We start from the raw sequence: 24,335 nt of genomic DNA on the forward strand, positions 1-24,335 counted from the left end.
TGTGAGCTTCCTAACACGAGAAATGGTTTTACCACCTTTGAACTTCAATAGTGAACGAGTAATCTAGTAATTATTGACGGAATCAGCCGTTATCTGAACTTGAGCAATCTAGAAGGAAATAAGTCTGGATTGGAACAAGGGTGGAACCACGAAAACACATTCGTCCCTTTCCTAGGGATGAGTGTGTTTTTTTATTACTTTGAAAGGAGGTGCTGTAACATGAAACGATTTGTACGTACGGAAATAACCACCACCTGCATGATTAAAAAACAGAGCAAGGTGATTGATAGAGATAAAAAATAAAAATGTAGGAGGAGATTAGAAGATGAATAACGTTATTAATGTTGGGGTGTTAGGCTTAGGTACGGTCGGAAGTGGTGTTGTCCATATTTTGAAAGAACATTATAAAAAAATTGCACTTGATACAGGGTATGAAGTGAAGGTAAAGACAGTCGTTGTACGTGACGTAGAAAAAGAACGTGATGTTTGCATGGATGGGATTGTAGTAACAAGTCATGTCGATGAAGTTCTAAATGATCCAAATATTGATATTGTAGTAGAGGTAATGGGCGGAATTAAAGAAGCAAAGCAACATATTGTTAAGGCTTTACGAAATAAGAAACATGTCGTAACAGCAAATAAAGATTTAATGGCTGTATACGGTGCAGAGCTTCTCCAACTGGCGAACGATAATGATTGTGATTTATGTTATGAAGCAAGTGTAGCGGGCGGTATTCCGGTGTTAAGAGGATTAACAGACGGATTAGCTTCAGATCAAATTGAAAAAATAATGGGGATTGTAAATGGTACAACAAATTACATGTTAACAAAGATGAGTCAAAATGGATGGTCGTATGAAGAGGCTTTACAAGAAGCACAAAAATTAGGTTTCGCAGAATCGGATCCAACAGCAGATGTAGATGGGCTAGATGCGGCGAGAAAGGTAGCTATTCTTGCAAACTTAGGTTTTTCGATGAATGTTTCTTTAGATGATGTACAAGTAAGAGGGATTCGAAAGGTCGAAAAAGAAGATTTACAAATGGCAGAAAAGTTAGGATTTACTATGAAATTAATTGGGAAAGCAGAGAAACAAGGATCAGCCATTCATTTAAGTGTAGAACCGACACTTTTACCAAGCCATCATCCATTATCGAATGTAAATAATGAATTTAATGCAGTATATGTTCACGGTCAAGCGGTAGGAGAAGTAATGTTTTACGGACCTGGAGCTGGGAAATTGCCGACTGGTTCTGCTGTAGTAAGTGATATTATTTCAATCGTTAAAAATATGAATCAAGTTCAGAAAAATAAAAGTGCATTAAAAGAACCAGAACCGTATGAATTACAGGGGGATGAAGAAGTCGTTTCGAAATATTTCTTACGTATTTCATTACGAGATGAACCTGGGATGTTGCAAAAAGTAACAGAATGTTTTGTTAATTATTCTGTAAGTTTAAAAGAAGTTATTCAATTACCTTTAAATCGTGAACTTGCAGAAGTCGTTGTTGTGACACATCAAACTTCAAAGTATCAATTTGAACGGGTTCTAGGAGCGATAGAAAATGTCGCAAGTGAAATAAACAGTTATTACATTATTGAGGAGGAAAAACAATATGTATAAAGGATTATTAAAACAGTATGCTTCTTATTTACCGGTGAATGAAAATACACCTGATGTTAGCTTAATGGAAGGAAATACACCTCTTATTCCGCTATTAAATATATCAAAACAATTAGGGATTCAGTTATACGGTAAGTACGAAGGGGCGAATCCGACAGGTTCTTTTAAAGATCGTGGTATGGTAATGGCTGTTGCGAAGGCGAAAGAAGAAGGTTCGGAAGCAATTATTTGTGCATCAACAGGTAATACTTCGGCATCGGCTGCAGCATACGCGGCACGCCTTGGAATGAAATGTATAATCGTAATCCCGGAAGGAAAGATTGCACATGGAAAATTAGCGCAAGCAGTCGCTTACGGAGCTGAAATCATTTCAATAGAAGGAAATTTTGATGATGCACTTAAGGCTGTAAGAAATATTGCTGCGGAAGAGCCGATTACATTAGTAAACTCAGTGAATCCGTACCGAATTGAAGGGCAAAAAACAGCGGCATTTGAAATTTGTGACCAGTTGCAAAAAGCGCCAGATGTTCTCGCTATTCCTGTTGGGAATGCAGGGAATATTACAGCATACTGGAAAGGGTTCTGTGAATATGAGAAAGAAAAAGGCTATAAGAAGCCGAGAATTCACGGATTTGAAGCGGAAGGAGCAGCTGCTATTGTAAAAGGACATGTCATTGAAGAACCTGAAACAATTGCAACAGCGATTCGTATCGGTAACCCCGCAAGTTGGCCATATGCAGTAGAGGCTGCTGAACAGTCTCACGGTGAAATAGATATGGTATCAGATGAAGAAATATTAGATGCGTATAGATTATTAGCAAAAACGGAAGGAGTTTTCGCTGAGCCAGGATCAAATGCTTCATTAGCAGGTGTAATTAAACATGTTCAATCTGGAAAAATCAAAAAAGGAGAGACAGTTGTTACAGTTTTAACTGGAAACGGCTTGAAAGATCCTGATATCGCAATTTCTTCTAATACATTAGACATTGCAAGTGTTTCAAATAATATAGAACAAATTAAAGAACATATTAAAGGGGTGATTATGTCGTGATACCATTAAGTATTCGTGTTCCTGCTAGTACAGCGAATGTTGGACCTGGATTTGATTCAGTAGGAATAGCTTTGTCATTATATTTAAATGTAGTAGTAAAAGAGAAAGCTGATAAATGGCAAGTAATCCATTCCTTTGATGATTCAATTCCGACGGATGATAAAAATTTAATCGTTAGCACGGCATGTAAAGTGAGTCCTACTTTATCACCCTATATAATAGAAGTTACTAGTAATATCCCACTAACAAGAGGACTAGGAAGTAGTGCATCAGCAATTGTAGCAGGGATAGAGCTTGCGAATCAACTTGGCAATTTGAACTTAACGACTGATCAAAAAGTTCAAATTGCAACAAATTTTGAAGGGCATCCAGATAATGTTGCGGCTTCTATATTAGGAGGAACTGTAATCGGAGCACTTGATGGAAAGAACGTTTCGGTTGTAAGAATTGAAAGTAAGGAATTAGGCGTAATTTCTCTTATTCCGAATGAAGAGTTAAATACAGAGGAAAGCCGATCTGTATTACCAGATATGTTTCCGTTTCATGAAGCAGTTAAGGCTAGTGCAATCAGCAACGTATTAGTAGCTGCGTTTTGTCAAAAGAAGTGGGAAGTTGTAGGGGAAATGATGGAAAGAGATCATTTTCACGAGCCGTATCGTTTAGAACTCGTACCGCTATTACCCTCAATTCGTAAATGTGCAAAAGAGTTTGGCGCATACGGCACAGCGCTTAGTGGTGCAGGTCCATCCATTTTTATATTAACGCCATATGATAAACGTCAAGAAATTGCTGAGCAATTAGCGAGAGTATTTACGTCTATGAAAGTGTGTGAGCTAGAAATCGATCATAGAGGAATTACTGTAAATAAAGAAGAACATATAGGGCTATAAAAAGCTAGCATTGCTAGCTTTTTTTGTTGTAAATATCTTTTCAGTTGGCATATAAAAGAAAAGTAATAATGTATAATTTAGTAAAGTGTGTATTCATTTGGAGGTGATCGTATGAAGAAAGAGTCACCAGAAGAAAAAAGAGAGCGTATAAGGCAAAGTGAATTGAAAAATAACCCTACCGGTTCTTTAAAGGATGGATTAAACAGAGCTGAATCAGTTAGTCCAGTTGATATGACAGGTGGTATGAATTGGAAAGGTACAGCGCTAGTAATTTTAGTGCTAGTTCTAGGGTATATTATATACAGTTACTTTTTCAGGTGAAGAAATCTGGAGTTATTTGAAGTTATAATTAGTGGAAATGAACTTAATATTATACTTTTAAGAGAGCTGTTCCCAAAGGTTTTTGGGACGGCTTTTTATTAATAGGTAGGATATTAATTTCATATTTTGCAGCTAAGTCGATATTCTTTATCAAAACGTCGATACAAATAGAATTCTGTTTTAGCGTAATTTCATGTGCTATTGCAACTTTACTCAAACAGAACGTGATTCTATTTCAAAGTCGGATTTTTGCCACATTCCTGTAACAAAGCACCTGTATATTCAGTGGTGGAGGTGCAGAAGATGAAAAAAATGATAGCAATATGTCTTCTTACAACTATGTCACTTTCGACTTTAGTCGGGTGCGATGTAAAAGGTAGCAATGCTGTACAAGAGTCTAAAATAAAGAAAGCGACGTATAAAGAGTTTACTTACGATGTAAATCCAGAGACTTTCACGTTAACCGTAGAACATGATGGTGTAAAAGAACAGGCGTCACAGCCGTTACCGAAAATGAAGGTGTCGAATGTAAAAAAAGACAAGGATCGCACATCTTGGGAATATCCAGATCAAAAAGTAAAAGTGAATCTAGAAAAGAAAAAAGATCACTTAAATATTGAAGTGGAATCGACTGGTGCAGAAAGTTTTACATGGCCGAAAGTACAAGCTGAAAATTATACACTTCCGTTATGGGAAGGTAAGCAAATTCCAAGTAATGATGAGAATTGGAAGAAGTTTTTAAAGGATGATGCATATTCATTTGCTGAATCATTTTCTATGAAGTTTTTTGCATTAAATGGTTCTAAATATTCGATCGTATATATTGCGAATAATATGTTTAATAATGAATTGAAATTTCATTCAGATCCGAAAATAGGGTTTGATTTTACACATGAATTCCCGAGTATAAATAAAAATAAAACATATGGCTTTCAATTATATGTGACAAATAATGATGCAGTAAGTATCGCAAAACTATACAAGGACAATATTATTGAAAAAGGTGAATTTAAAACATTACAAGAGAAGGCAAGAAAAAATAAAGAAATTGAAAAACTTTACGGTGCAGGTCATTTTTATTTTTGGAATCAAAATGGTTTATCAGAAAGTAATGTAAATTGGCCAAAGCTAAGGGAGCAAATAAATAGTCCGCTGTTTAGCCATATAAAAGAGCTTATTCAAAAGAATAGTTCAGAGCCTGGGGAGCTGAATGTATTTGAACAAGTAAGTAAACAAGATTTCATTGATAAGTATCAAAAAAATGTTATTTTGCGTTATGTAAACGAAGCATTATCAATGAAGGAATTGTATAAAGATGATATTTTCCCGAAAGTTGATCAGGAAGCTAGTGTGTTAGTAAAGAAAGGTGTAGATCACTTATCGAAGACAGAGCTGTATAGCTTAAATAAACATTTACTAAAGTCAGTACTCGGTGATGCAGTTGAAGAGGTAAGTAAATGGGGTAATGCAGATGGAACGGATATTATAAAGGAAATGAAAGAGGCCGGGATAGACAAGGCGTGGATTGGTCTACCGAACTGGGAACAAGGATATATGCAACCTAATTTTGTTACAGAAGCTAAGAAAATGGGATATTTAGTTGGTCCGTATGATTCTTATCATTCCATTCACGAACAAGGTGATAAAAATTGGAACACAGCTTCCTTTAATGATCCATCATTATACGAAGAGGCTACTGTAACTAAGAAAAATGGAGAAAAGGTACAAGGGTTTTTAGGTAGAGGGCGAAAATTAAATCCGACATTATCACTTCCTAGTGTAAAAGAACGAATGAATGATATATTACAAAATGGCCCTAAATATAATTCATGGTTTATTGATTGTGACGCGACGGGCGAAATTTATGATGATTATTCAACAAAACATTTAACGACACAAGAACAAGATTTACAAGCAAGATTAAAACGAATGGATTATATTGCACAAGAAAAAGGTATGGTAGTTGGCTCTGAGGGCGGAAATGATTTTGCGAGTAGTACGATTGCATTTGCTCATGGAATTGAAACACCTGTAATTAAATGGGACGATGAAGATATGAGAAAAAACAAAACAAGCCCGTATTATGTAGGTGGATATTGGTCACCAAATCAAAATGTTCCCGAAAAATATGCAAAACAAGTACCGTTGAAAGAAGAATATAGACAAGTATATTTAAATCCAGTATATTCGGTACCATTATATAAATTAGTATACAACGATTCCGTTATTACAACGCACCATTGGGAATGGGGAAGTTTGAAGGTGAAAGATGAAGTTGGAAATCGTATGTTATATGAGTTATTGTATAATGTTCCTCCGTTGTACCATTTAGATGAAGTAGAGTGGAATAAGCATAAAAAAGAAATTACACAGCATCTGAAAGTTTGGAATGAAGTTCATGAAAAAGCAGTAAAAGAAGAAATGACGAACTTTGTATATCTGTCAGAAGATAAGCTAGTACAATCTGCTTCATATGGAAAAGATATTAAAATTATTGTGAATTTTTCAAATAAAGATGTAGAAATAGAAAAAACGAAAATACAAGCAAAATCAGCTTTAATTAATAATAATGGGAAGCAAATGATATACACACCAAATGAGAAATAATAAGGTGAAACTTTAATCAGTGGGGGTGTTCATCTCTCACTGATTATTAGCCTTTAATCGAGCTTTTACGGCAAAAATTTGACTTTTATTCTTACTGAAATTCGAGCCTCTTACTACCTGTAAATAACAGAATGATAAATCTGTGAATTTGAATGTTTTGAAGTGTTGAATTTTTGAAGTTGATAAACAGTGACTTGCCAAAAATAAGCACGAGAGTATAATGTGAAATGGAATACATATTGGATTCATGATGTAACCTTACAAAAATGTAAGGTGATTGAAAGGAAATTCAATATGAAGATTACTAGACATACATTATACTAGGAAAAGAGAAAGAGAGGAGAATGAACATGAGCTCTGAATTAGAACAAAACACGAGAAGCAATAAAAAACGTTCTAAACGAAAGTCAATAAAATGGTTCATTTTAATTCCATTTTTCCTACTTATTTTTGGAGGCGTAGGATATGGATCGTTTATATATAACAAAGCAAAAGCTGTTGTAAGTGATGCGTATGCAAAAATTGATAAGTCATCAAAGCGTGATAAAGAAGTTGAACCTTTAAAGGATAATATTTCAATATTAATCATGGGTGTAGACGGAAGTGAAATGAGAAAAAGCCAATACGGCGAAGCAGTTCGGACAGATGCACTGTTATTAGCGACAATTAATAAAGATGATAAGTCAGTTAAATTAGTAAGTATTCCACGTGATTCACGTGTTTATATTCCATCTAGAAAAAAATTAGATAAAATTACACACGCACACGTATTTGGTGGTGTTGAAAGTACACGAGATACAGTGGAACGATTTTTAAATGTTCCAGTTGATTATTATGTGAAGTTTAACTTCGAGTCATTTGTACAAATTGTAGATTCGCTTGGTGGTATCGATATTGATGTACCGGTTACTTTCACAGAACAAGATAGTAAAGACCAAGCAGGTATGATCCATTTAGAAAAAGGTTTCCAACATTTAAATGGAGAGCAAGCACTTGCACTTGCGAGAACGCGTAAAATTGACAGTGATACAATGCGTGGTCAAAGACAACAACTTGTAATTGAAGCAATTGCGAAAAAAGCAATGTCTGTTCAATCTATTAGTAAAATGGGCTCTTTACTTGATGCAGTTGATAAAAATATGAAAACAAATTTAACATTTGATGATATGCTTGCTATTACGAAAAATATGGCAGGATCAGATCTGCAAATGGAAAAGATGCAAATAGAAGGAACGGATAAACGTATTGGTGGTATTTATTATTACATTCCAAATGAAAAAAATGTAAAAGATATTTCAAATAAGTTGAATCAACATCTAGGTGTAACGCCAAAATCAGTTCGAAACGAATAGTAAAAAAGATTGGCGGAGGCCAATCTTTTTTTATGGAAATGGATTTGTAACTTTTCTGTAACGATTTTTTATTTTAGAAAAATTATACTCATATGTATGAGAATATTGGAGAAGCAAAAAGTAAAGAGAAATATTGAAAATCTGTAATAAGGAAAGATATCATATGCAGAAATGGATAGGCATTATGGGAATCATTTTTATGTTGACTGGATGTAAAATGTCTGAAGCTCCAACAAGTTTAATGGGTGCTCCTGCCAATGAAAAATGGATTAATGAACTAAAAGAGCAAATAGATAAAGATTTGCCTGTTACTTATCGATTGCTTACTCCAATGTCTAATAAAGATAAACAGATGATTTGGTCAATGGATTTTAAACAAGATAATAAGAAAGAAGCCATCTTATTTTATAAATTACCGAATGAAGATCATAGCGTATATTTAGCTGTCTATGAAGAAATCGGAAATGGCTGGAAAGTAAAGTCCACGCATAGATTTGATGGTGGAGATGTAGATATCGTTGAAGTCGGTGATTTTACAGGGAACGGGAAGCGAGAGTTATTAATCGGAATTTCTGTCAATCGTGAATCGTTAGAACATGTTATGTATGTTTTTTCGGAAGAAAATGAAGATATGAAGGAAATATATAATCGAAGTTATACGAAGTTATTCATAGAGGATCTAAATAAAAATGGACTGAAAGATATAAGCCTTGTTACGTATGAAAAAGATGAGAAGTTGACAGTTGAGTTCATGGAACAATTTAAAACTTTATCTGAAGTATCATTCGATCCATTTATAAATAGCATTCAAAGAATACAAATGGGGCGTATTTCTAAATCACTAAAGGCGGTTGTAATTGATGCAGGAGTTGGCGCTCATTCAGGGATAACGTATGTAGCAAAATTTGATAAGAATCATTATGAGACACTACTTATAGATGGGAAAGAAGATTTATTCAATGATTATGTAGTGGAGAGCAAAGATATTAATGAAGACGGCATTATTGAATTTGTTCGTACAGTGCGTCCAAAAGGTTGGGAAGAGGTATCGTACGGAGAGAGTACGATGTTTGAACGTTATATTCAGTGGAGTGAAGATGAGGTTAGACCGATAGAAGAAAGATATGTAAATATAGAGAAAGGTTATTTTGTCAAAATCCCGCAAACGTTAATTGGAAAAATAACTGTTCCAGTTCAGGAAGAAGCATCAGATGTTCAAAAATTTATAGATACTACGACAAATGAACTATGGCTTGAAGTCCATATATTTAAGCGGAAAGAATGGTTCAAAATAAAAGGATACGAGGCAGCAGTCAAAACGGCTTCTCACGTATATGCCGTACCGAAACAACCACATTTTGAAAAAGTAAAAGCATATGTAAAACCGCTAGCGGATTATCAACAAGAGTAGGGAGGTGGAAATTATGCCAACAATTTTAGTCTTAGAAGATGAAATGCCTATTCGTAGTTTTATTGTCTTAAATTTGAAACGTGCTGGATTTGATGTATTAGAAGCAAGTAAGGGAGAAGAGGCGTTACAGATTTTATGTGAACATACTGTTGATGTAGCATTGCTCGATGTAATGTTACCGGGAATTGATGGTTTTCAAGTTTGTAAAGCTATCCGGGAAGAAAATAAAAAAATCGGTATTATTATGTTAACCGCACGTGTACAAGATGAAGATAAGGTACAAGGATTAGGAATTGGTGCAGATGATTATATCGCAAAGCCGTTTAGTCCAGTGGAATTAACTGCACGTATACAATCGTTATTAAGAAGAATAGAAGTACATGATGAACAAGTGAATACAATCACATCTGGCCCGTTTTCGTTACATGTTATAGAAGAAAGATTATATAAAAGTGGACAATTAGTTGATTTAACCCCTACAGAGTATATGATATTACAGTATTTAATGAATCAGGCTTCAAAGCCGGTTTCACGTGATGAAATTTTAAATATGATTTGGGGAACGAATTATGTAGGTGAGACGAAAGTAGTAGATGTAAATATGAGGCGGTTACGTCAAAAGATAGAATGTAATCCATCAGAACCTGAATTTATTCTTACTGTGTGGGGAAAAGGATATGTGTGGAAGGAAAGTATAAGATGAAAAGAAAAGTGACTTTATATTTTATGACGGTCATTATACTTATGCTTGTATTATTTGAAGTCGTATTTTCAGTCTCCATTTATCGATATTATTATAATGGTATTGTGCAATATATAGAATCTCATGCGAAGACAAGTACACGATTTTTCTCTGAATACAATTCACTATACTTTATTCGTTTGCAAGAATACAGCGGGGATATAATTGAGAGCTTTCAGTTAGAAGGAACTGAATTACAATTAATTGATCGACATGGTACGATTATACAGTCGTCAAGTGGACAAAAGGTCGAAGGTAAAGTAATTATTCCGTATTCGTTACTAGAAGGAGAAATGTACCATCAAGTGACTACTACGAAAGAAAATGTGAAACAATTAGAAGTGATTAGTCCACTTATTCATCAAGGACAAACGATAGGTGTTTTGAAATATACGACTGTTTTAACGAATGTAAATGCAAAGATTATCGAAATCATTATGTTTACTATTTCTGTAGGTATTGTTATTTCAGGAATTGTATTCTTAATCAGTAGACGATTAGCGAATTCATTTGTTAAACCAATCGAATCTATTATTCATGCTTCTTCACAAATTGCAGAAGGTACATTAAAGAAGAAAATTAAAGAGGATTATCCTGGTGAGTTAGGTGAGTTAGCACATAGTTTAAATCATATGTCTAATAAAATAGAAAAAGCGGAACAGATGAAAAATGAATTCATTGCTTCGATTTCTCATGAAATACGAACGCCTTTAACTGGAATTAAAGGTTGGAGTGAGACGTTAAAAACGATAGATCATTTAACGGAAGAAGAGATAAAGCAAGGTATGGGAATTATATCAGGTGAGACAGACCGATTGATTCATTTAGTAGAAGAATTGCTAGATTTTTCAAGATTACAATCAAATCATTTCAATTTATATAAACAAAAGGTACAAATATACGATATACTAGAGGAGACGATTTGGCAATTAACTCCTAACGCTGAAGAGAAACAAATTCAATTTATTAATACGATAGAAAGAATTGAATTGATGGGAGATCGAAATAGGCTAAAACAAATTTTCTTGAATATTGTTCAAAATGCTATTAAATATTCACATGAAAAAGGTACAATCCACATTGAAGCGACTAAAAATGAAGGACAAGCAGTAATCAAGGTGAAAGACGAAGGGATTGGAATTGCTAAAGAGCATTTATCATATATAGAACAGCCATTTTACCAGATTAATAACAATGCTACAGGTGCCGGTCTTGGTTTAGCTATCGTAAAAAAAATGGTAGATCTTCATGGAGGTACACTTAGTTTTATAAGTAAAGAAGGAATCGGAACAACCATTTTGATAAAACTCCCATTATAATACATATATAGGTCTGTTTATATAGTGTAATAAAATAAATAGATGTATAATTATATTGGGTGATTTATATATAAGATTAATAGGGAGAGGAATTAGATAGAATGGAAAAAGCTTTTAAAATTAAACGAGTAGTAGTCGTTTTAATAGCGATTGCAGCAGTAGCTATTGGGTATTTCATGTTTCAATCCATTACTTCACCAGCAAAGGCTGTTGCAAAACAAGAAAACGTAGTACAGCTTGCAAGTGAACAACCGAAAGTAGAAATGAATAAAACGGCACCAAGTCGTTTTAATGGGAAAGAAAGAAAAGTTGCTTATCTTACATTTGATGATGGCCCAGGGAAATATACGGCTGAATTGTTAAATATGTTAAAACAGCATGATGCGAAGGCGACGTTCTTTTTAATTGGAGCGAATGTAAAAGAATTTCCGGATTTAGTGAAACGTGAAGATGCAGAAGGTCATTATGTAGGTATGCATAGTATGACACATAATTTTGCAAAGTTATATAAAAATGGCGAGTATGTAAATGAAATGAAAGAAGATCAAAGCTTAATCGCAAATATTATTGGAAAATCACCTAAATTAACACGTCCACCATACGGTTCGATGCCTGGATTAAATGAAGGTCTTCGAAATAAAGTGGTAGAGGGCGGTTTTAAAGTATGGGATTGGACAATTGATTCATTAGACTGGAAATATAACAAAGTGCAAGTTGATGCAGCGGCAGCACAAATTGCTCAAAACGTAATAACACATGCAACAAAACCACAGGAAGTTATTTTAATGCATGACATTCACCCACAATCAGTTGCTGCTGTGCCAGCAATTTTAAAAGGGTTAAAAGAAAAGGGTTATGAGTTTGAAGCTTATCATGAAGAGAGTCACTTCCCAGTGAATTTCTGGCATGATAACCGTATGTAATGGAGGAATGAACATTGAAGTATGGAAAAGTAGCAGTAGTTGGAGCACTATCAGTAGGACTATTAACAGGTTGTTTCGGTGAAAAACCAGAAGAAAATCTTTATACAGCTTTTGAAACAGCAGCAACACAAGAAAAATCATTAGTTGATGAAGCGAAGAAGTTAGAGAAGTTAGAGAAGGAAGGTCAAGAGCTATATTCTCAAATTTTACAAGAAGGTAAAGATCATAATGACGCTGTTATGAAGAAGATAGAGCAAGCTACTGCAAATGTAGATGACCGTGAAAAAGTATTAAAAACTGAGAAAGAAATGCTAGAAAAAGCTCAGAAAGAAACGAAATCTGTACAAGGAAATATAGAGAAGCTTGAAGATAAGAAGTTACAAAAACAAGCGAAAGCAGTAGAAGAGTCGTATAAAAACCGTTATGATGCATTCCAGAAGATGAATGAAAATTATACGAAGGCGTTAGCGACTGAAAAAGAACTGTATGAAAAATTAAAAGTAAAAGAAACGAAATTAAAAGAGATTGGCGAAAAAGTTAAAGCTGTTAATGAATCAACTGTGGAAGCACAAAAATCAAAAGAGCAATTTAACAATTTTACAAAAGAGTATAATGACAGTAAGTTAGCATTCTACAAAGATGCAGAGATTAAGATTAAAAATCAGAAATAAAGAAGAATCTTAAGCATAATAAAAAGCCGGAGAAACATCGTTACAAATGTTTTTTCGGCTTTTTACGTTAAATGAATAGAAAAGGCTGGAATTGATATCATAAAAGAGTTATAGTGAATTATTCCAAGGGAAACATTGTAAAGTAAGGAGAATGGAAATATGTCATATGAATTTTTACTCAAATTAGGTTTAGCACTCTTTTTAGGATTATTCATCGGGATAGATAGGCAGCTAAAGAATAAACCGCTTGGTGTGAAAACAAGTATGGTTATTTCTGTAGCAAGTTGTTTAATTACGATGGTTTCAATTGAAGCCGTACATGTATATTCTGTTCCAGGGCATACAAATATGGATCCAATGCGTCTAGCTGCTCAAATTGTGAGTGGGATTGGTTTTCTTGGGGCAGGTGTTATTTTACGAAGAAGTAATGACGTTATTTCTGGATTAACGACAGCTTCTATGGTGTGGGCTGCGTCAGCTTTAGGTATAGCAATTGGGGCGGGATTTTATTTACAAGCGACGGTTGCTATGATTTTAATTATTTTAGCAATTAACGTACTTCCACAACTTGTGAAAATCGCAGGTCCGTATTCATTAAGACAAAAGGATTTATCTATAAAAATTACTGTAAAAGAGCATCATGAGTTAGATGGTATATTTAAGCAAATCAAAAATTTAGGTATGCATGTGAAACGAGTGAAAATTAAAGATATAGATAGTGGAGCATTTCAGCAACTGGAAATGGTTATTTTAGCTCCAGAAGATTTATATACAACAGAGTTATATAGTTCCCTGAAAGAGATTGATCGTGTTGTTTCAGTTGAAGTGGAAAGTAGATAATTGTGAAAAAAAGAGTGAAGTGAATTCACTCTTTTTTTATTTGGATTTTTAAGGGAATAAATTGATATAATGATGAATAACAAGGGGGAGAAATGATGGAAATACATATTAGAAGAGCAATAAAAGATGATATACCAGGTATAGCGAAGGTGCATGTTGATAGCTGGAAAACAACGTATAAAGGGATATTTGCTGACGAAATTTTAGAAAATATAACATATGAGCAACGAGAAAAACAATGGGAAAACATTTTTCAGCAAGAAGATAAATACCAATATAGATTTGTATCAGAGGCGTTAGATGGAACGATAATTGGATTCATTGACGGGGGAGTGGAAAGAAGTGGTGCATATAATTGTGACGGGGAATTATATGCGATCTACCTTTTACAAGAGTATCAAGGAATGAAAATAGGACAAAAGTTATTTCAAGCTTTACTATCGGAATGTATAAACAATGATATGCAATCACTTTTAGTATGGGTTGTTACGAATAATCCTTCTAAAAAGTTTTATGAAAAATATAATCCAGAAAAAATTGACACGAAATTTTTAAAAAGACTAAATATAGAAGAAACAGCGTATTGTTGGAGAAATATAAATAATATTATTATGTAAACTTATTATTTGAAAGAGGTATACCAAATTAGGTATACCTCTTTTGTTTAACTATTTCGAAGGGAATTACTAATGAAAAAAGTAAGTATGTAGTTTGAAAGTGAGAATTTTTCTTGTGTATTTTTAATTAGATTAAAGAAAGGCTGAAAAAAAGAAATATTTATTCGGATTCAAAAATTCTGAAATAAACTATTGAATTGATAATGATATTCAATTAGAATTTTAATTGATAACGATATTCAATTATAGATTGTAATATGAAATTTCGATAGTGTTCATATAAAGAGGAGGACAAGTATGCAGCATGCGAAACAAATCGCGGAACATGCAACAATACAAAGTTTTTTAAATTGTTATTTAAGAGAAACAGGAAGTGGAGAATGGATTACAGAGGATAAAAGGATAGAGGATATTTTCTACCATTCATTTCAACGAGATACTTGCTCTACTTATTTATGCTGTCGGTTATCGGCACAAAACATTACTTTGTATGGAGAAGTTATATATAAATCAGCAACAGATCGCCATTTGTTTGGAGAACAATTTTATTATCAAATGGGAGAAAATAAGAATGTTATAAAAGCAGATTACGTTACAGTTATTACATTCTTAATAAAAGAGATGTCTATCAACTACGGAGAAGGGACGAATCCTGCTGAACTTATGCTTCGAGTTATTCGTAGTTGTCAAAATATTGAAGAATTTACAAAGGAGAGAATAGAAGATACATCTGCATTATACGGTTTCCATACATCCTTTATAGAAGCGGAGCAATCTTTATTATTTGGACATTTAACGCATCCAACCCCAAAGAGTAGACAAGGTATTTTGGAATGGAAAAGCGCAATGTATTCTCCAGAATTAAAAGGAGAATGTCAGCTTCATTATTTTAGGGCACATAAAAATATAGTAAATGAAAAATCATTATTGTTAGATTCTACAACAGTAATTTTAAAAGAAGAGTTACGTAATGATGAGATGGTTTGTAAAGAATTTATATCGAAGTATTGTAATGAAGATGAATATTCATTACTTCCAATTCATCCGCTTCAGGCAGAATGGCTATTACACCAATCATACGTACAGGATTGGATAGATCAAGGAGTACTTGAATATATCGGCCCTGTCGGTAAGTATTATATGGCAACATCATCACTTAGGACGTTATATCATCCTCAATCAAAATATATGCTTAAGTTTTCATTTCCAGTAAAAGTAACAAATTCAATGCGTATTAATAAATTGAAGGAACTAGAGAGTGGTCTTGAAGGAAAGGAAATGCTAAATACAGCAATTGGTGAAGTGTTAGAGAAGTTTCCAGGTTTTGATTTTATTTGTGATCCAGCATTTATTACATTACATTACGGGGCAAAAGAATCTGGATTTGAAGTAATTATACGAGAGAATCCTTTTTATAGTGAACATGCAAATGACGCTACTTTAATTGCTGGATTAGTGCAAGATGCTATACCTGGGGAACGTACTCGTTTATCGAATATTATTCATCGACTAGCAGATTTAGAAGGTAGAAGCTGTGAAGAAGTAAGTTTAGATTGGTTTAGACGATATATGAATATTTCTTTAAAGCCGATGGTATGGATGTACTTACGTTATGGTGTTGCATTAGAAGCGCATCAGCAAAATAGCGTTGTTCAGCTAAAGGATGGTTATCCGGTCAAATATTATTTCCGTGATAATCAAGGGTTTTATTTCTGTAATTCAATGAAAGAGATGCTTCATAATGAGTTGGCTGGCATTGGAGAGCGTACTGGAAATTTATATGACGATTATATTGTAGATGAGAGATTTCGTTACTACTTAATTTTTAATCATATGTTTGGTCTCATTAACGGTTTTGGCACAGCAGGATTAATTAAGGAGGAATTTCTTCTCTCTGAATTAAGATCTGTACTTGAATCGTTCCTTCCTTATAACCGTGAACCTTCTACCTTTTTAAGAGAATTGTTAGAAGAGGATAAGTTGGCATGTAAAGCAAATTTATTAACGAGATTTTTCGATGTCGATGAGTTAAGTAATCCTTTAGAACAAGCAATTTACGTACAGGTACAGAATCCGCTCGTTAGAGAAGTGGCTGTTCGTTCATAAATAACGTTAAAATTTCACGTAATACAAATAATGGTATTTTTTCGTAAGGCGGAGGGAGTTATGAGAGTGGATATGTATCATACGAGAATATTGAAAGCGCTCGAATCAGAAGATTACATTTCAGTGCGAAGAAGAGTGTTACGTCAATTAGTAGAATCGTTAATTTATGAGGGGATCATTACACCAGTTCGCATTGAAAACGAAGAACAAATTCTTTTTCTTATACAAGGACTTGATGAAGACAACAAAAGTGCCACGTACGAATGTTACGGAAGAGAACGAATGACATTTGGACGTATCTCTATAGATTCATTAATAGTAAGAGTTCAAGAGGAAAAACAAGAAATACAATCAGTCTCACAATTTTTGGAAGAAGTTTTTCGAGTTGTTAACGTGGAAAAAACGAAATTAGATTCTTTTATTCATGAATTAGAACAAACGATATTTAAAGACACGATTGCACAATATGAAAGACATAATAAGGTGAAATATACCCAAAGATTGTATGATGACTTTGAAAGCCATTTAATAGACGGTCATCCATATCATCCTAGCTATAAAGCGCGCATTGGGTTTCAATATCGTGACAATTTTCAATATGGATATGAATTTATGAGGCCAATAAAACTCATATGGATTGCAGCTCATAAGAAATATGCGACTGTAGGTTATGAAAATGAAATGATCTATGACAATATTTTAAAAGGTGAGATAGGCGCGCATACATTAGAAATGTATATGGAACGAATTCACAGTGCGGGATGTAATCCAAAACAGTACGTGTTTATACCTGTTCATCCTTGGCAGTGGGAGAATTTTATCATTCCAAATTACGCTGATCATATACAGGATAAAAATATAATTTATTTAGGACAATCAGTGGATAATTATTGCGCGCAACAATCGATGAGGACGTTAAGAAATGTTACGAATCCAAAGAGACCATATGTAAAGTTATCGCTGAACATACTTAACACTTCAACACTCCGTACGCTGAAACCATATTCAGTTGTGAGTGCACCAGCTATATCGAATTGGTTAAGTGATGTCGTAAGTCAGGATTCTTATTTAAGGGATGAATCGCGCATTATTTTGTTAAAGGAATTTTCGAGTGTAACGTATGATACGAATAAGAAAGCCACATATGGTTCATTAGGATGCATTTGGCGTGAAAGCGTTCATACATATTTAGATGAGCAAGAGGATGCGGTTCCCTTTAACGGCTTATATGCAAAGGAGAAAGACGGAACACCAGTTATTGATGCATGGTTAAACAAATATGGGATAGAAAATTGGCTACGATTACTGATTCAAAAAGCGATCATACCAGTTATACATCTTGTTGTAGAGTATGGGATTGCGCTAGAATCACACGGACAAAATATGATTTTAGTTCATAAAGAAGGGCTACCTGTCCGTATTGCATTAAAGGATTTCCATGAAGGACTTGAGTTTTATCGTCCATTCTTAAAAGAAATGAATAAATGTCCGGATTTTACTAAAATGCATAAAACATATGCAAATGGAAAAATGAATGATTTCTTTGAAATGGATCGTATTGGATGTTTACAAGAGATGGTACTAGATGCACTGTTCTTATTTAATGTAGGAGAATTAGCTTTCATACTTGCGGATGAATATGATTGGAAAGAAGCAATTTTTTGGATAATAGTGGTCGAAGAAATTGAAAATCATTTTAGAAAATATCCACACTTGAAAGATAGATTTGAAAGTATTCAGCTATACACCCCTACATTCTATGCTGAGCAATTAACGAAGCGTCGATTATATATGGATGTGGAATCGCTTGTTCATGAAGTTCCAAATCCATTGTATAGAGCAAGACAACTTAACAAACAAAAATCAGTTGTTACAGGGGGAAATTATGCTAATCGTTAATAAACAAGAGTATAGCAAAAGTGATTTTAATTTGAGATTACAAGTTTATGAGGAAACGGAACAATTTCAAGAAGCGGCAGGAAATAAATTTGCGCTTTGTCTGAAAGATCCATTCGATATTATTACGCTTGTGTTTTTCTTAAAAGAAAAGAAATCCTCAGTATTGCTTATACATGAAGATACGCCAAAAGAAACGGCTATTGAAATGGCAAAGCGTGCAAATTGTACCGGGATTTTATATGGAGAATATAGCGATTTTACGAAATTAGAAGTAGTGAACGATTTACTAGAAGAGCCCTCTTTATTGCAATATAGTTCTGGAACAACAGGAGAACCGAAACTGATTCGTAGAGCATGGACGGAAGTGGATACAGAAATTACTGCTTATAATGAAGCTTTAAACTGTGAAGAGGATGAAGTGCCGATCGTTATGGCTCCTGTTTCACATTCATACGGATTAATATGTGGTACGTTATCTGCAATTACGCGGGGAAGCAAACCTATCATCATTACGAATAAAAATCCTAAATTCGCATTAAATATAGTTCGCAATACAGAAAAACATATCATATATGCAGTACCACTTATGTTACATATTATGGGGAGTTTCCCGCAAGGAACGTTTCAGTTTCATAAAATTATGACATCCGGAGCGCCTTTGCCAGAAGCATTGTTTTATAAACTAAAAGAAACGACAACATATATGATGCAGCAATATGGTTGTTCTGAAGCGGGTTGTATTAGTATATGTCATGATATGAAAAGCCATTTAGATTTAGGAAATCCACTACCTCATGCGAGTATAAGCATAGGTTCAGATGAAAATATGCCTGAAGAAATCGTAGTGAAAATGAACGATAAGAAAATTTTCACGAAAGATTTGGGATATAAATCTGAGCGTGGTCTGCATTTTATAGGACGCATGGACGATGTGATTAACGTTTCAGGATTAAAAGTCTTTCCGATAGAGGTAGAAGAAACAATACTTCGATTAGAAGGTGTGCAAGAGGCAATTGTATATCGAGGGAAACATCCTGTCATGGGCGAAATTGTTAAAGCGAAAGTAATCTCTCATATTGATCCAGTGCGAATAAGAGAATGGTGTATGCAGCATTTACCATCTTATAAAGTTCCGCATGAGATTGAAAGTGTAATTGAAATTCCGAAAAATAAAACTGGAAAAGTAAGTAGAAAGTTACTAGAGATGGGAGAGGTTACAGCATGAGACGTGAAACATTAAAAAATGAAGTGTTGAAAATTATGACAGGGAAAATGGAACTCAAAAACGTTACGCATTTAGAAGAAACGATGCGCTTAAATCAAGATTTATATATAGATTCGGTAATGATGTTACAGCTCATTGTATACATAGAAATGGATTTAAAGTTATGCGTTCCGGAGGATGAGGTAGACCCAAAAGCATTTCTTACTGTAGGATCTTTACTTGATTTTATGGAGGAGTTACAGCCGGTATATGAAGTAAATGTGAATAATTAACCTTTAGGAAAGTGGAGGAGAATATGACTTCAATTAAAGTGCACTGTTTAGTGAGTTGTTTTTGCGAAATTATAAAAAGGCGTAGCGATATAGATTTTCGTCCCTTTTATTTTGGACTATGGGACGGAGATTTTGATATAACAGAAGGCGGTATTATATCGTATCACTCCGAAAATATTAACCATAATAATTATTTATTATGGTATGAAAAGTTGTATGGCATGAAAGTGAACGAATGGTATGATCATGCAAAAGATAAAGCTAGCAATGTAGAAACGTTTTTGCAATTAGTTGAAAACAAGCCAGAAAATCGCTATGTCATTGTAATGGTTGATATGTCTCTATTGCCAGAGCGGGAAAACAAATTCCATCAAAAACCGTTTCCGCATTATTTAATGATATCGAAGACAGAGAAAGAAGAAGAATGGTTCATGTTAGATCCTGATTTTCGCTGGGAAGGGTATATGGAAAGAGAAAAAGTGCTTCACTCTGTTCAAGATAACCCATTTGGTGGAGGGTATTTCATTGATGTAGAAGAAATTCAGGGGCCAACAGAAGAAATGGTAGCGAGTTATTTCATAGAAACTTTCAAAAGAAATGACAATGAACTGACTATGGAGCTGAAAAATTTAATTATAAAAATGGCAAATGAAGAAGAAGGCTATTCGCTTTCTGGTCTTGTAGCGGCAGTCAAACAAATACCAGTACTTGCAATTCGTAAATATAGTTATGAACATGCCTTTGCATACTTCCGTGAAACGTTGCGATATTCGGAGCAAGAATTTGATTATTGGTGTGATCGGATAGAAGATATTGTACAAGGATTTACAAATGTACAGTATCGTGCAATTAAAATGGCAATGACGAATAATAAAGGTATGTTATTATCAATTGTTGAAAAGTTGGATGAAATGAATGCAATTGAACTGCAAATTAAGGCTGAATTAGAGAGACAGTTTTTATTATGGAAAGAAATAGAAAAAAACCAGTCTGTCTTAGCGTATTAAAAAGCTAGCTGAATTTAAAATAAGGGAGTTCAAACCTATGAGATATTCGTTATGTACTATTTCCTTTCGTCATCAATTAATTTCATTTACTGATATTGTTCAATTTGCATATGAAAACGGCTTTGAGGGCATTGAATTGTGGGGGACTCATGCACAAAATTTGTATATACAAGAGTATGAAACGACAGAACGAGAATTGAATTGTTTAAAGGATAAAAACTTGGAAATTACGATGATCAGTGATTATTTAGACATATCATTATCGGCAGATTTTGAAAAAACGATAGAGAAATGTGCACAACTTGCAATACTAGCTAATTGGTTTAAAACGAACAAAATTCGTACGTTTGCTGGACAAAAGGGAAGCGAAGATTTCTCGGAACAGGAAAGGAAAGAGTACGTAAAGCGAATTCGCAACATTTGTGATTTATTTGCTCAGCATAATATGTATGTACTTTTAGAAACACATCCAAATACGTTAACGGATACGTTGCCTTCTACTTTGGAATTATTAAAGGAAGTAAATCATCCGAATTTGAAAATAAATCTTGATTTTCTTCATATATGGGAGTCTGGTGCAAATCCAATAGACAGTTTCCATCGACTAAGGCCGTGGATACAACATTATCATTTTAAGAATATATCGTCAGCAGATTATTTACATGTATTTGAACCTAATAATGTATATGCAGCAGCGGGAAGTCGAATTGGTATGGTTCCATTATTTGAAGGTGTGGTAAATTATGATGAGATTATTCAGGAAGTGAGAGATACTGACCATTTTGCTTCACTCGAATGGTTTGGACATCATGCGAAAGATATATTAAAAGAAGAAATGAAAGTATTAACAAATAGAAATTTAGAAGTAGTAACCTCTTAATATAAAATGATGTAAGAGTCTCTCATTGTAGAGACTCTTTTTTAAAAAATATAAATAACCAAAAATTACCATGTATTTAAATTAAAATTTAACACAATTTATATATAAATAAGGAGGTGATTGGTAATGGCTAGAAATCGTAATTCTAATCAATTAGCATCACATGGAGCACAAGCAGCTTTAGATCAAATGAAATATGAAATTGCACAAGAGTTTGGTGTACAACTTGGAGCTGACACTTCTTCACGTGCAAACGGTTCTGTAGGCGGTGAAATTACAAAACGTCTAGTAGCGATGGCAGAACAACAACTTGGTGGCGGATATACTCGCTAATTGTAGAAGGTTATAGGAGAAAGGAAGGATTCTTCCTTTCTTTTTTTTCAATTAATTGGTATGGATATATTGCGAACTGGATTCAAAGAATAGGAATAATACTATATTTTCCCCAATTTCTTTTGTTGTAAATGGGAAGTAGTAAAGATGTAATAGCCCTGGTGGAATGAAAAATTACGTTCCACCAGGGCTATTATATGGTAAGAAATATACGATGAAAGGGTTCCGAAGCCAACATGTTAAAAAAAGAAAACTGTTGTTTGATTGCGCTTGCATCAGTTCCACTTGTTATGACATTAGGGAATTCAATGCTTATTCCAATCCTACCGACTATCGAAAAGAAATTACATATTTCATCGTTTCAAGTATCCATGATAATTACAATTTACTCCATCGTAGCCATTTTACTTATACCGATTGCTGGTTACTTATCAGATAGATGGGGACGAAAGATGGTAATGGTTCCGAGTTTGCTGATTGCGGCTATAGGCGGAGCGGTAACTGGTTGGGTATCATGGAAAGTTGATAACCCCTACACTTGGATACTGATCGGTAGAGCGATTCAAGGTATTGGTGCAGCTGGTGCAATGCCGGTTGTTATACCTTGTGTTGGTGATTTATACAAAGATGAAAAACAAGTTAGTGCAGGTTTAGGAATCATTGAAACATCCAATACATTTGGAAAAGTGCTGAGCCCTATTTTAGGATCTGCTCTTGCTGCCATTGTATGGTTCTTACCATTTTGGGCGATTCCAGTTTTATGCGTAGTATCAATTGTTTTATTACTTGTTCTAGTAAAGGCAAAGAAACAAGAAGGAGAAGTACCACCACTTAAAGAGTTTATTCAATCTATTATCTCTACGTTTCGAGAAAAGGGAAGATGGTTAGTTGCCATTTTTGTATTAGGTGCAATTATTATGCTTATTTTATTCGGAATTCTCTTTTATTTGTCGACGATACTGGAATCAAAGTATGACATTCATGGTATATGGAAAGGCTGTGTACTTGCTATCCCATTACTTGTACTATCACTTAGTTCATATATGGCCGGTAAAAAAATTGGAGATAATCAAAACGTTATGAAGAAGTGTATTTATATTGGTTTTTTAATGGCAGCTGCATCAGTCATCATTCCTTTATTTATAAAAGGGATCTATTTACTACTTCTTTGTCTCGTTATTATGGGGATAGGAATTGGTATGGCACTCCCATGTTTAGACGCCCTAATTACACAAGGGATTGAAAAGGAGCAAAGGGGGACGGTTACGTCATTTTATAGTTCCATGAGATTTATCGGTGTAGCAGCTGGACCACCTCTATATTCTTTTTTCATGAAAGGTGCTGACCATGAAGTGTTTTATTTAACAAGTATTTTCGCTGGTATTGGTGCTGTTATAGCAATGATTTGGATTAAACCAGCAAAAAATGCAAAGACCGTAAAACAGAAAACAGAACCTACTTCATAATTTGTAAGAGAATTGCATGATGTTTTATGGAACATCATGCAATTCTCTTTCGTTCATTAAGAATACATAACTTGTGTTAACATATAAAGTGCGACACCCCAAATGATGAGACCCGAAAATTTATTTAATAATACGATTGTCTTTCCAGTTGAGTCTAGTCTTTTTAAAAATTTCCCCGCTAAAGCTAAGCTTATAAACCAAATCCAAGAAACGATAATAGTTGCAAGTGTGAAAGCCCATTTTTCACTTCCTATGTATTGAATAGAATTCGTTCCAATTACACCGATTGTATCTAAAATTGCATGTGGATTTAATAACGAAACCGATGCAGCGAAAAGAATTTGCTTTTTTAATGGCATGCTGTTTTTTTGTTTTAAATCATTGGAAGGGTTACTTCTCCAAACAACAAAGCCCATATATAGGAGAAAGAAAAATCCAATTATATATAACGTGTTAGTTAGCCAAGAAAAAGTAAGGAGTACAAGGGAGACACCTTGCACCGCAATCAATATGAGTAACGTATCACATATAGAGGCAGTTAATATTACAGGGGCTGCCCTCCAAATGTTTGGTTGGCTTGCACCTTGGTTAAAGACGAAAACATTTTGGACACCTAATGGAATGATTAGGCCAAATGCAAGAATGATACCATGAATAATTGCTTCACTCATCATATTACCTCCTATTTTATTTCATTATGATAGTGTATATTTTATAGAAGAAATGAAAATTTGTATCCATCCATATGGTTGGGGAGGTTACCAACCAAAAAGAATATAAGG

General features: G+C 34.2%; 22 protein-coding genes and 1 other annotated feature (1 of these 23 only partly in view). Of the genes, 21 read left to right on the top strand and 1 reads right to left on the bottom strand.

Annotated elements, in window-relative coordinates:
* Positions 1 to 171 (top strand) — a binding site (T-box leader); it begins 61 nt to the left of the window's first position.
* Between the two features lie 154 nt (positions 172 to 325).
* The 21 genes from KZZ19_RS09550 (at position 326) to KZZ19_RS09650 (ending at position 23,553) form a co-directional block, all read left to right on the top strand.
* Complete coding sequence (locus KZZ19_RS09550) at positions 326 to 1,621, top strand: homoserine dehydrogenase (RefSeq protein ID WP_237980907.1); 1,296 nt, start codon at positions 326 to 328, stop codon at positions 1,619 to 1,621.
* Entirely contained in the window at positions 1,614 to 2,672 is a 1,059-nt protein-coding gene (gene thrC, locus KZZ19_RS09555) for a threonine synthase (protein ID WP_088096073.1), read from the top strand. Before KZZ19_RS09550 ends, thrC begins: the two co-directional genes overlap by 8 nt.
* Positions 2,669 to 3,562 carry a homoserine kinase gene (gene thrB, locus KZZ19_RS09560; RefSeq protein ID WP_088096074.1) on the top strand — a complete coding sequence of 298 codons (894 nt, stop codon included), beginning with the start codon at positions 2,669 to 2,671 and terminating at the stop codon, positions 3,560 to 3,562. Before thrC ends, thrB begins: the two co-directional genes overlap by 4 nt.
* A gap of 111 nt (positions 3,563 to 3,673) precedes the next feature.
* Positions 3,674 to 3,883 carry a DUF6366 family protein gene (locus KZZ19_RS09565; protein ID WP_237980908.1) on the top strand — a complete coding sequence of 70 codons (210 nt, stop codon included), beginning with the start codon at positions 3,674 to 3,676 and terminating at the stop codon, positions 3,881 to 3,883.
* A 303-nt stretch (positions 3,884 to 4,186) separates the two neighbouring features.
* Positions 4,187 to 6,490 carry a glycoside hydrolase gene (locus tag KZZ19_RS09570; RefSeq protein WP_237980909.1) on the top strand — a complete coding sequence of 768 codons (2,304 nt, stop codon included), beginning with the start codon at positions 4,187 to 4,189 and terminating at the stop codon, positions 6,488 to 6,490.
* Positions 6,491 to 6,834: 344 nt separating this feature from the next.
* Positions 6,835 to 7,842 carry an LCP family protein gene (locus tag KZZ19_RS09575; RefSeq protein ID WP_170930130.1) on the top strand — a complete coding sequence of 336 codons (1,008 nt, stop codon included), beginning with the start codon at positions 6,835 to 6,837 and terminating at the stop codon, positions 7,840 to 7,842.
* 163 nt (positions 7,843 to 8,005) lie between these two features.
* On the top strand, positions 8,006 to 9,253 hold the full coding sequence (locus tag KZZ19_RS09580) for a hypothetical protein (RefSeq protein WP_088096078.1): 1,248 nt from the start codon (positions 8,006 to 8,008) through the stop codon (positions 9,251 to 9,253).
* 13 nt (positions 9,254 to 9,266) lie between these two features.
* Positions 9,267 to 9,956 carry a response regulator transcription factor gene (locus tag KZZ19_RS09585; RefSeq protein ID WP_088096079.1) on the top strand — a complete coding sequence of 230 codons (690 nt, stop codon included), beginning with the start codon at positions 9,267 to 9,269 and terminating at the stop codon, positions 9,954 to 9,956.
* On the top strand, positions 9,953 to 11,314 hold the full coding sequence (locus tag KZZ19_RS09590) for a sensor histidine kinase (protein WP_088096216.1): 1,362 nt from the start codon (positions 9,953 to 9,955) through the stop codon (positions 11,312 to 11,314). The genes KZZ19_RS09585 and KZZ19_RS09590 overlap by 4 nt, the downstream gene beginning before the upstream one ends.
* Positions 11,315 to 11,415: 101 nt before the next feature.
* The gene (locus KZZ19_RS09595; protein ID WP_088096080.1) at positions 11,416 to 12,237 is read left to right on the top strand and encodes a peptidoglycan-N-acetylglucosamine deacetylase; all 822 of its coding nucleotides are present in this window, start codon (positions 11,416 to 11,418) and stop codon (positions 12,235 to 12,237) included.
* A 14-nt stretch (positions 12,238 to 12,251) separates the two neighbouring features.
* Positions 12,252 to 12,908 carry a YkyA family protein gene (locus KZZ19_RS09600; protein ID WP_237980910.1) on the top strand — a complete coding sequence of 219 codons (657 nt, stop codon included), beginning with the start codon at positions 12,252 to 12,254 and terminating at the stop codon, positions 12,906 to 12,908.
* A 159-nt stretch (positions 12,909 to 13,067) separates the two neighbouring features.
* Positions 13,068 to 13,748, top strand: a complete 681-nt coding sequence (locus tag KZZ19_RS09605; RefSeq protein WP_000119503.1) for an MgtC/SapB family protein — start codon at positions 13,068 to 13,070, stop codon at positions 13,746 to 13,748.
* A gap of 95 nt (positions 13,749 to 13,843) precedes the next feature.
* Positions 13,844 to 14,365, top strand: coding sequence for a GNAT family N-acetyltransferase (locus KZZ19_RS09610; protein WP_140392425.1), 522 nt, complete (start codon positions 13,844 to 13,846; stop codon positions 14,363 to 14,365).
* A gap of 297 nt (positions 14,366 to 14,662) precedes the next feature.
* Positions 14,663 to 16,471 carry a petrobactin biosynthesis protein AsbA gene (gene asbA, locus KZZ19_RS09615; protein ID WP_088096083.1) on the top strand — a complete coding sequence of 603 codons (1,809 nt, stop codon included), beginning with the start codon at positions 14,663 to 14,665 and terminating at the stop codon, positions 16,469 to 16,471.
* A gap of 60 nt (positions 16,472 to 16,531) precedes the next feature.
* On the top strand, positions 16,532 to 18,370 hold the full coding sequence (locus KZZ19_RS09620; protein WP_237980911.1) for an IucA/IucC family protein: 1,839 nt from the start codon (positions 16,532 to 16,534) through the stop codon (positions 18,368 to 18,370).
* A complete protein-coding gene (gene asbC, locus KZZ19_RS09625; RefSeq protein ID WP_237980912.1) occupies positions 18,357 to 19,595 on the top strand; it encodes a 3,4-dihydroxybenzoic acid-AMP ligase AsbC in 1,239 nt (412 codons plus the stop codon). The genes KZZ19_RS09620 and asbC overlap by 14 nt, the downstream gene beginning before the upstream one ends.
* Positions 19,592 to 19,867: a petrobactin biosynthesis protein AsbD gene (gene asbD, locus KZZ19_RS09630; RefSeq protein ID WP_237980913.1), complete on the top strand. Its 276-nt coding sequence runs from the start codon at positions 19,592 to 19,594 to the stop codon at positions 19,865 to 19,867. Before asbC ends, asbD begins: the two co-directional genes overlap by 4 nt.
* A 23-nt stretch (positions 19,868 to 19,890) precedes the next feature.
* On the top strand, positions 19,891 to 20,874 hold the full coding sequence (asbE, locus tag KZZ19_RS09635) for a petrobactin biosynthesis protein AsbE (RefSeq protein ID WP_237980914.1): 984 nt from the start codon (positions 19,891 to 19,893) through the stop codon (positions 20,872 to 20,874).
* Positions 20,875 to 20,911: 37 nt separating this feature from the next.
* Complete coding sequence (locus KZZ19_RS09640; protein WP_237980915.1) at positions 20,912 to 21,754, top strand: sugar phosphate isomerase/epimerase family protein; 843 nt, start codon at positions 20,912 to 20,914, stop codon at positions 21,752 to 21,754.
* 126 nt (positions 21,755 to 21,880) lie between these two features.
* On the top strand, positions 21,881 to 22,087 hold the full coding sequence (locus KZZ19_RS09645; RefSeq protein ID WP_000113545.1) for an alpha/beta-type small acid-soluble spore protein: 207 nt from the start codon (positions 21,881 to 21,883) through the stop codon (positions 22,085 to 22,087).
* Between the two features lie 236 nt (positions 22,088 to 22,323).
* A complete protein-coding gene (locus KZZ19_RS09650) occupies positions 22,324 to 23,553 on the top strand; it encodes an MFS transporter (RefSeq protein WP_237980916.1) in 1,230 nt (409 codons plus the stop codon).
* Positions 23,554 to 23,609: 56 nt separating this feature from the next.
* Here the strand turns inward: KZZ19_RS09650 and KZZ19_RS09655 are convergent, their stop codons facing one another.
* Positions 23,610 to 24,224, bottom strand: coding sequence for a LysE/ArgO family amino acid transporter (locus KZZ19_RS09655; protein WP_237980917.1), 615 nt, complete (start codon positions 24,222 to 24,224; stop codon positions 23,610 to 23,612).
* Positions 24,225 to 24,335 lie beyond the last annotated feature (111 nt).

The sequence above is a fragment of the Bacillus thuringiensis genome (assembly GCF_022095615.2).
Taxonomy (GTDB): Bacteria; Bacillota; Bacilli; order Bacillales; family Bacillaceae_G; genus Bacillus_A; species Bacillus_A cereus_AG.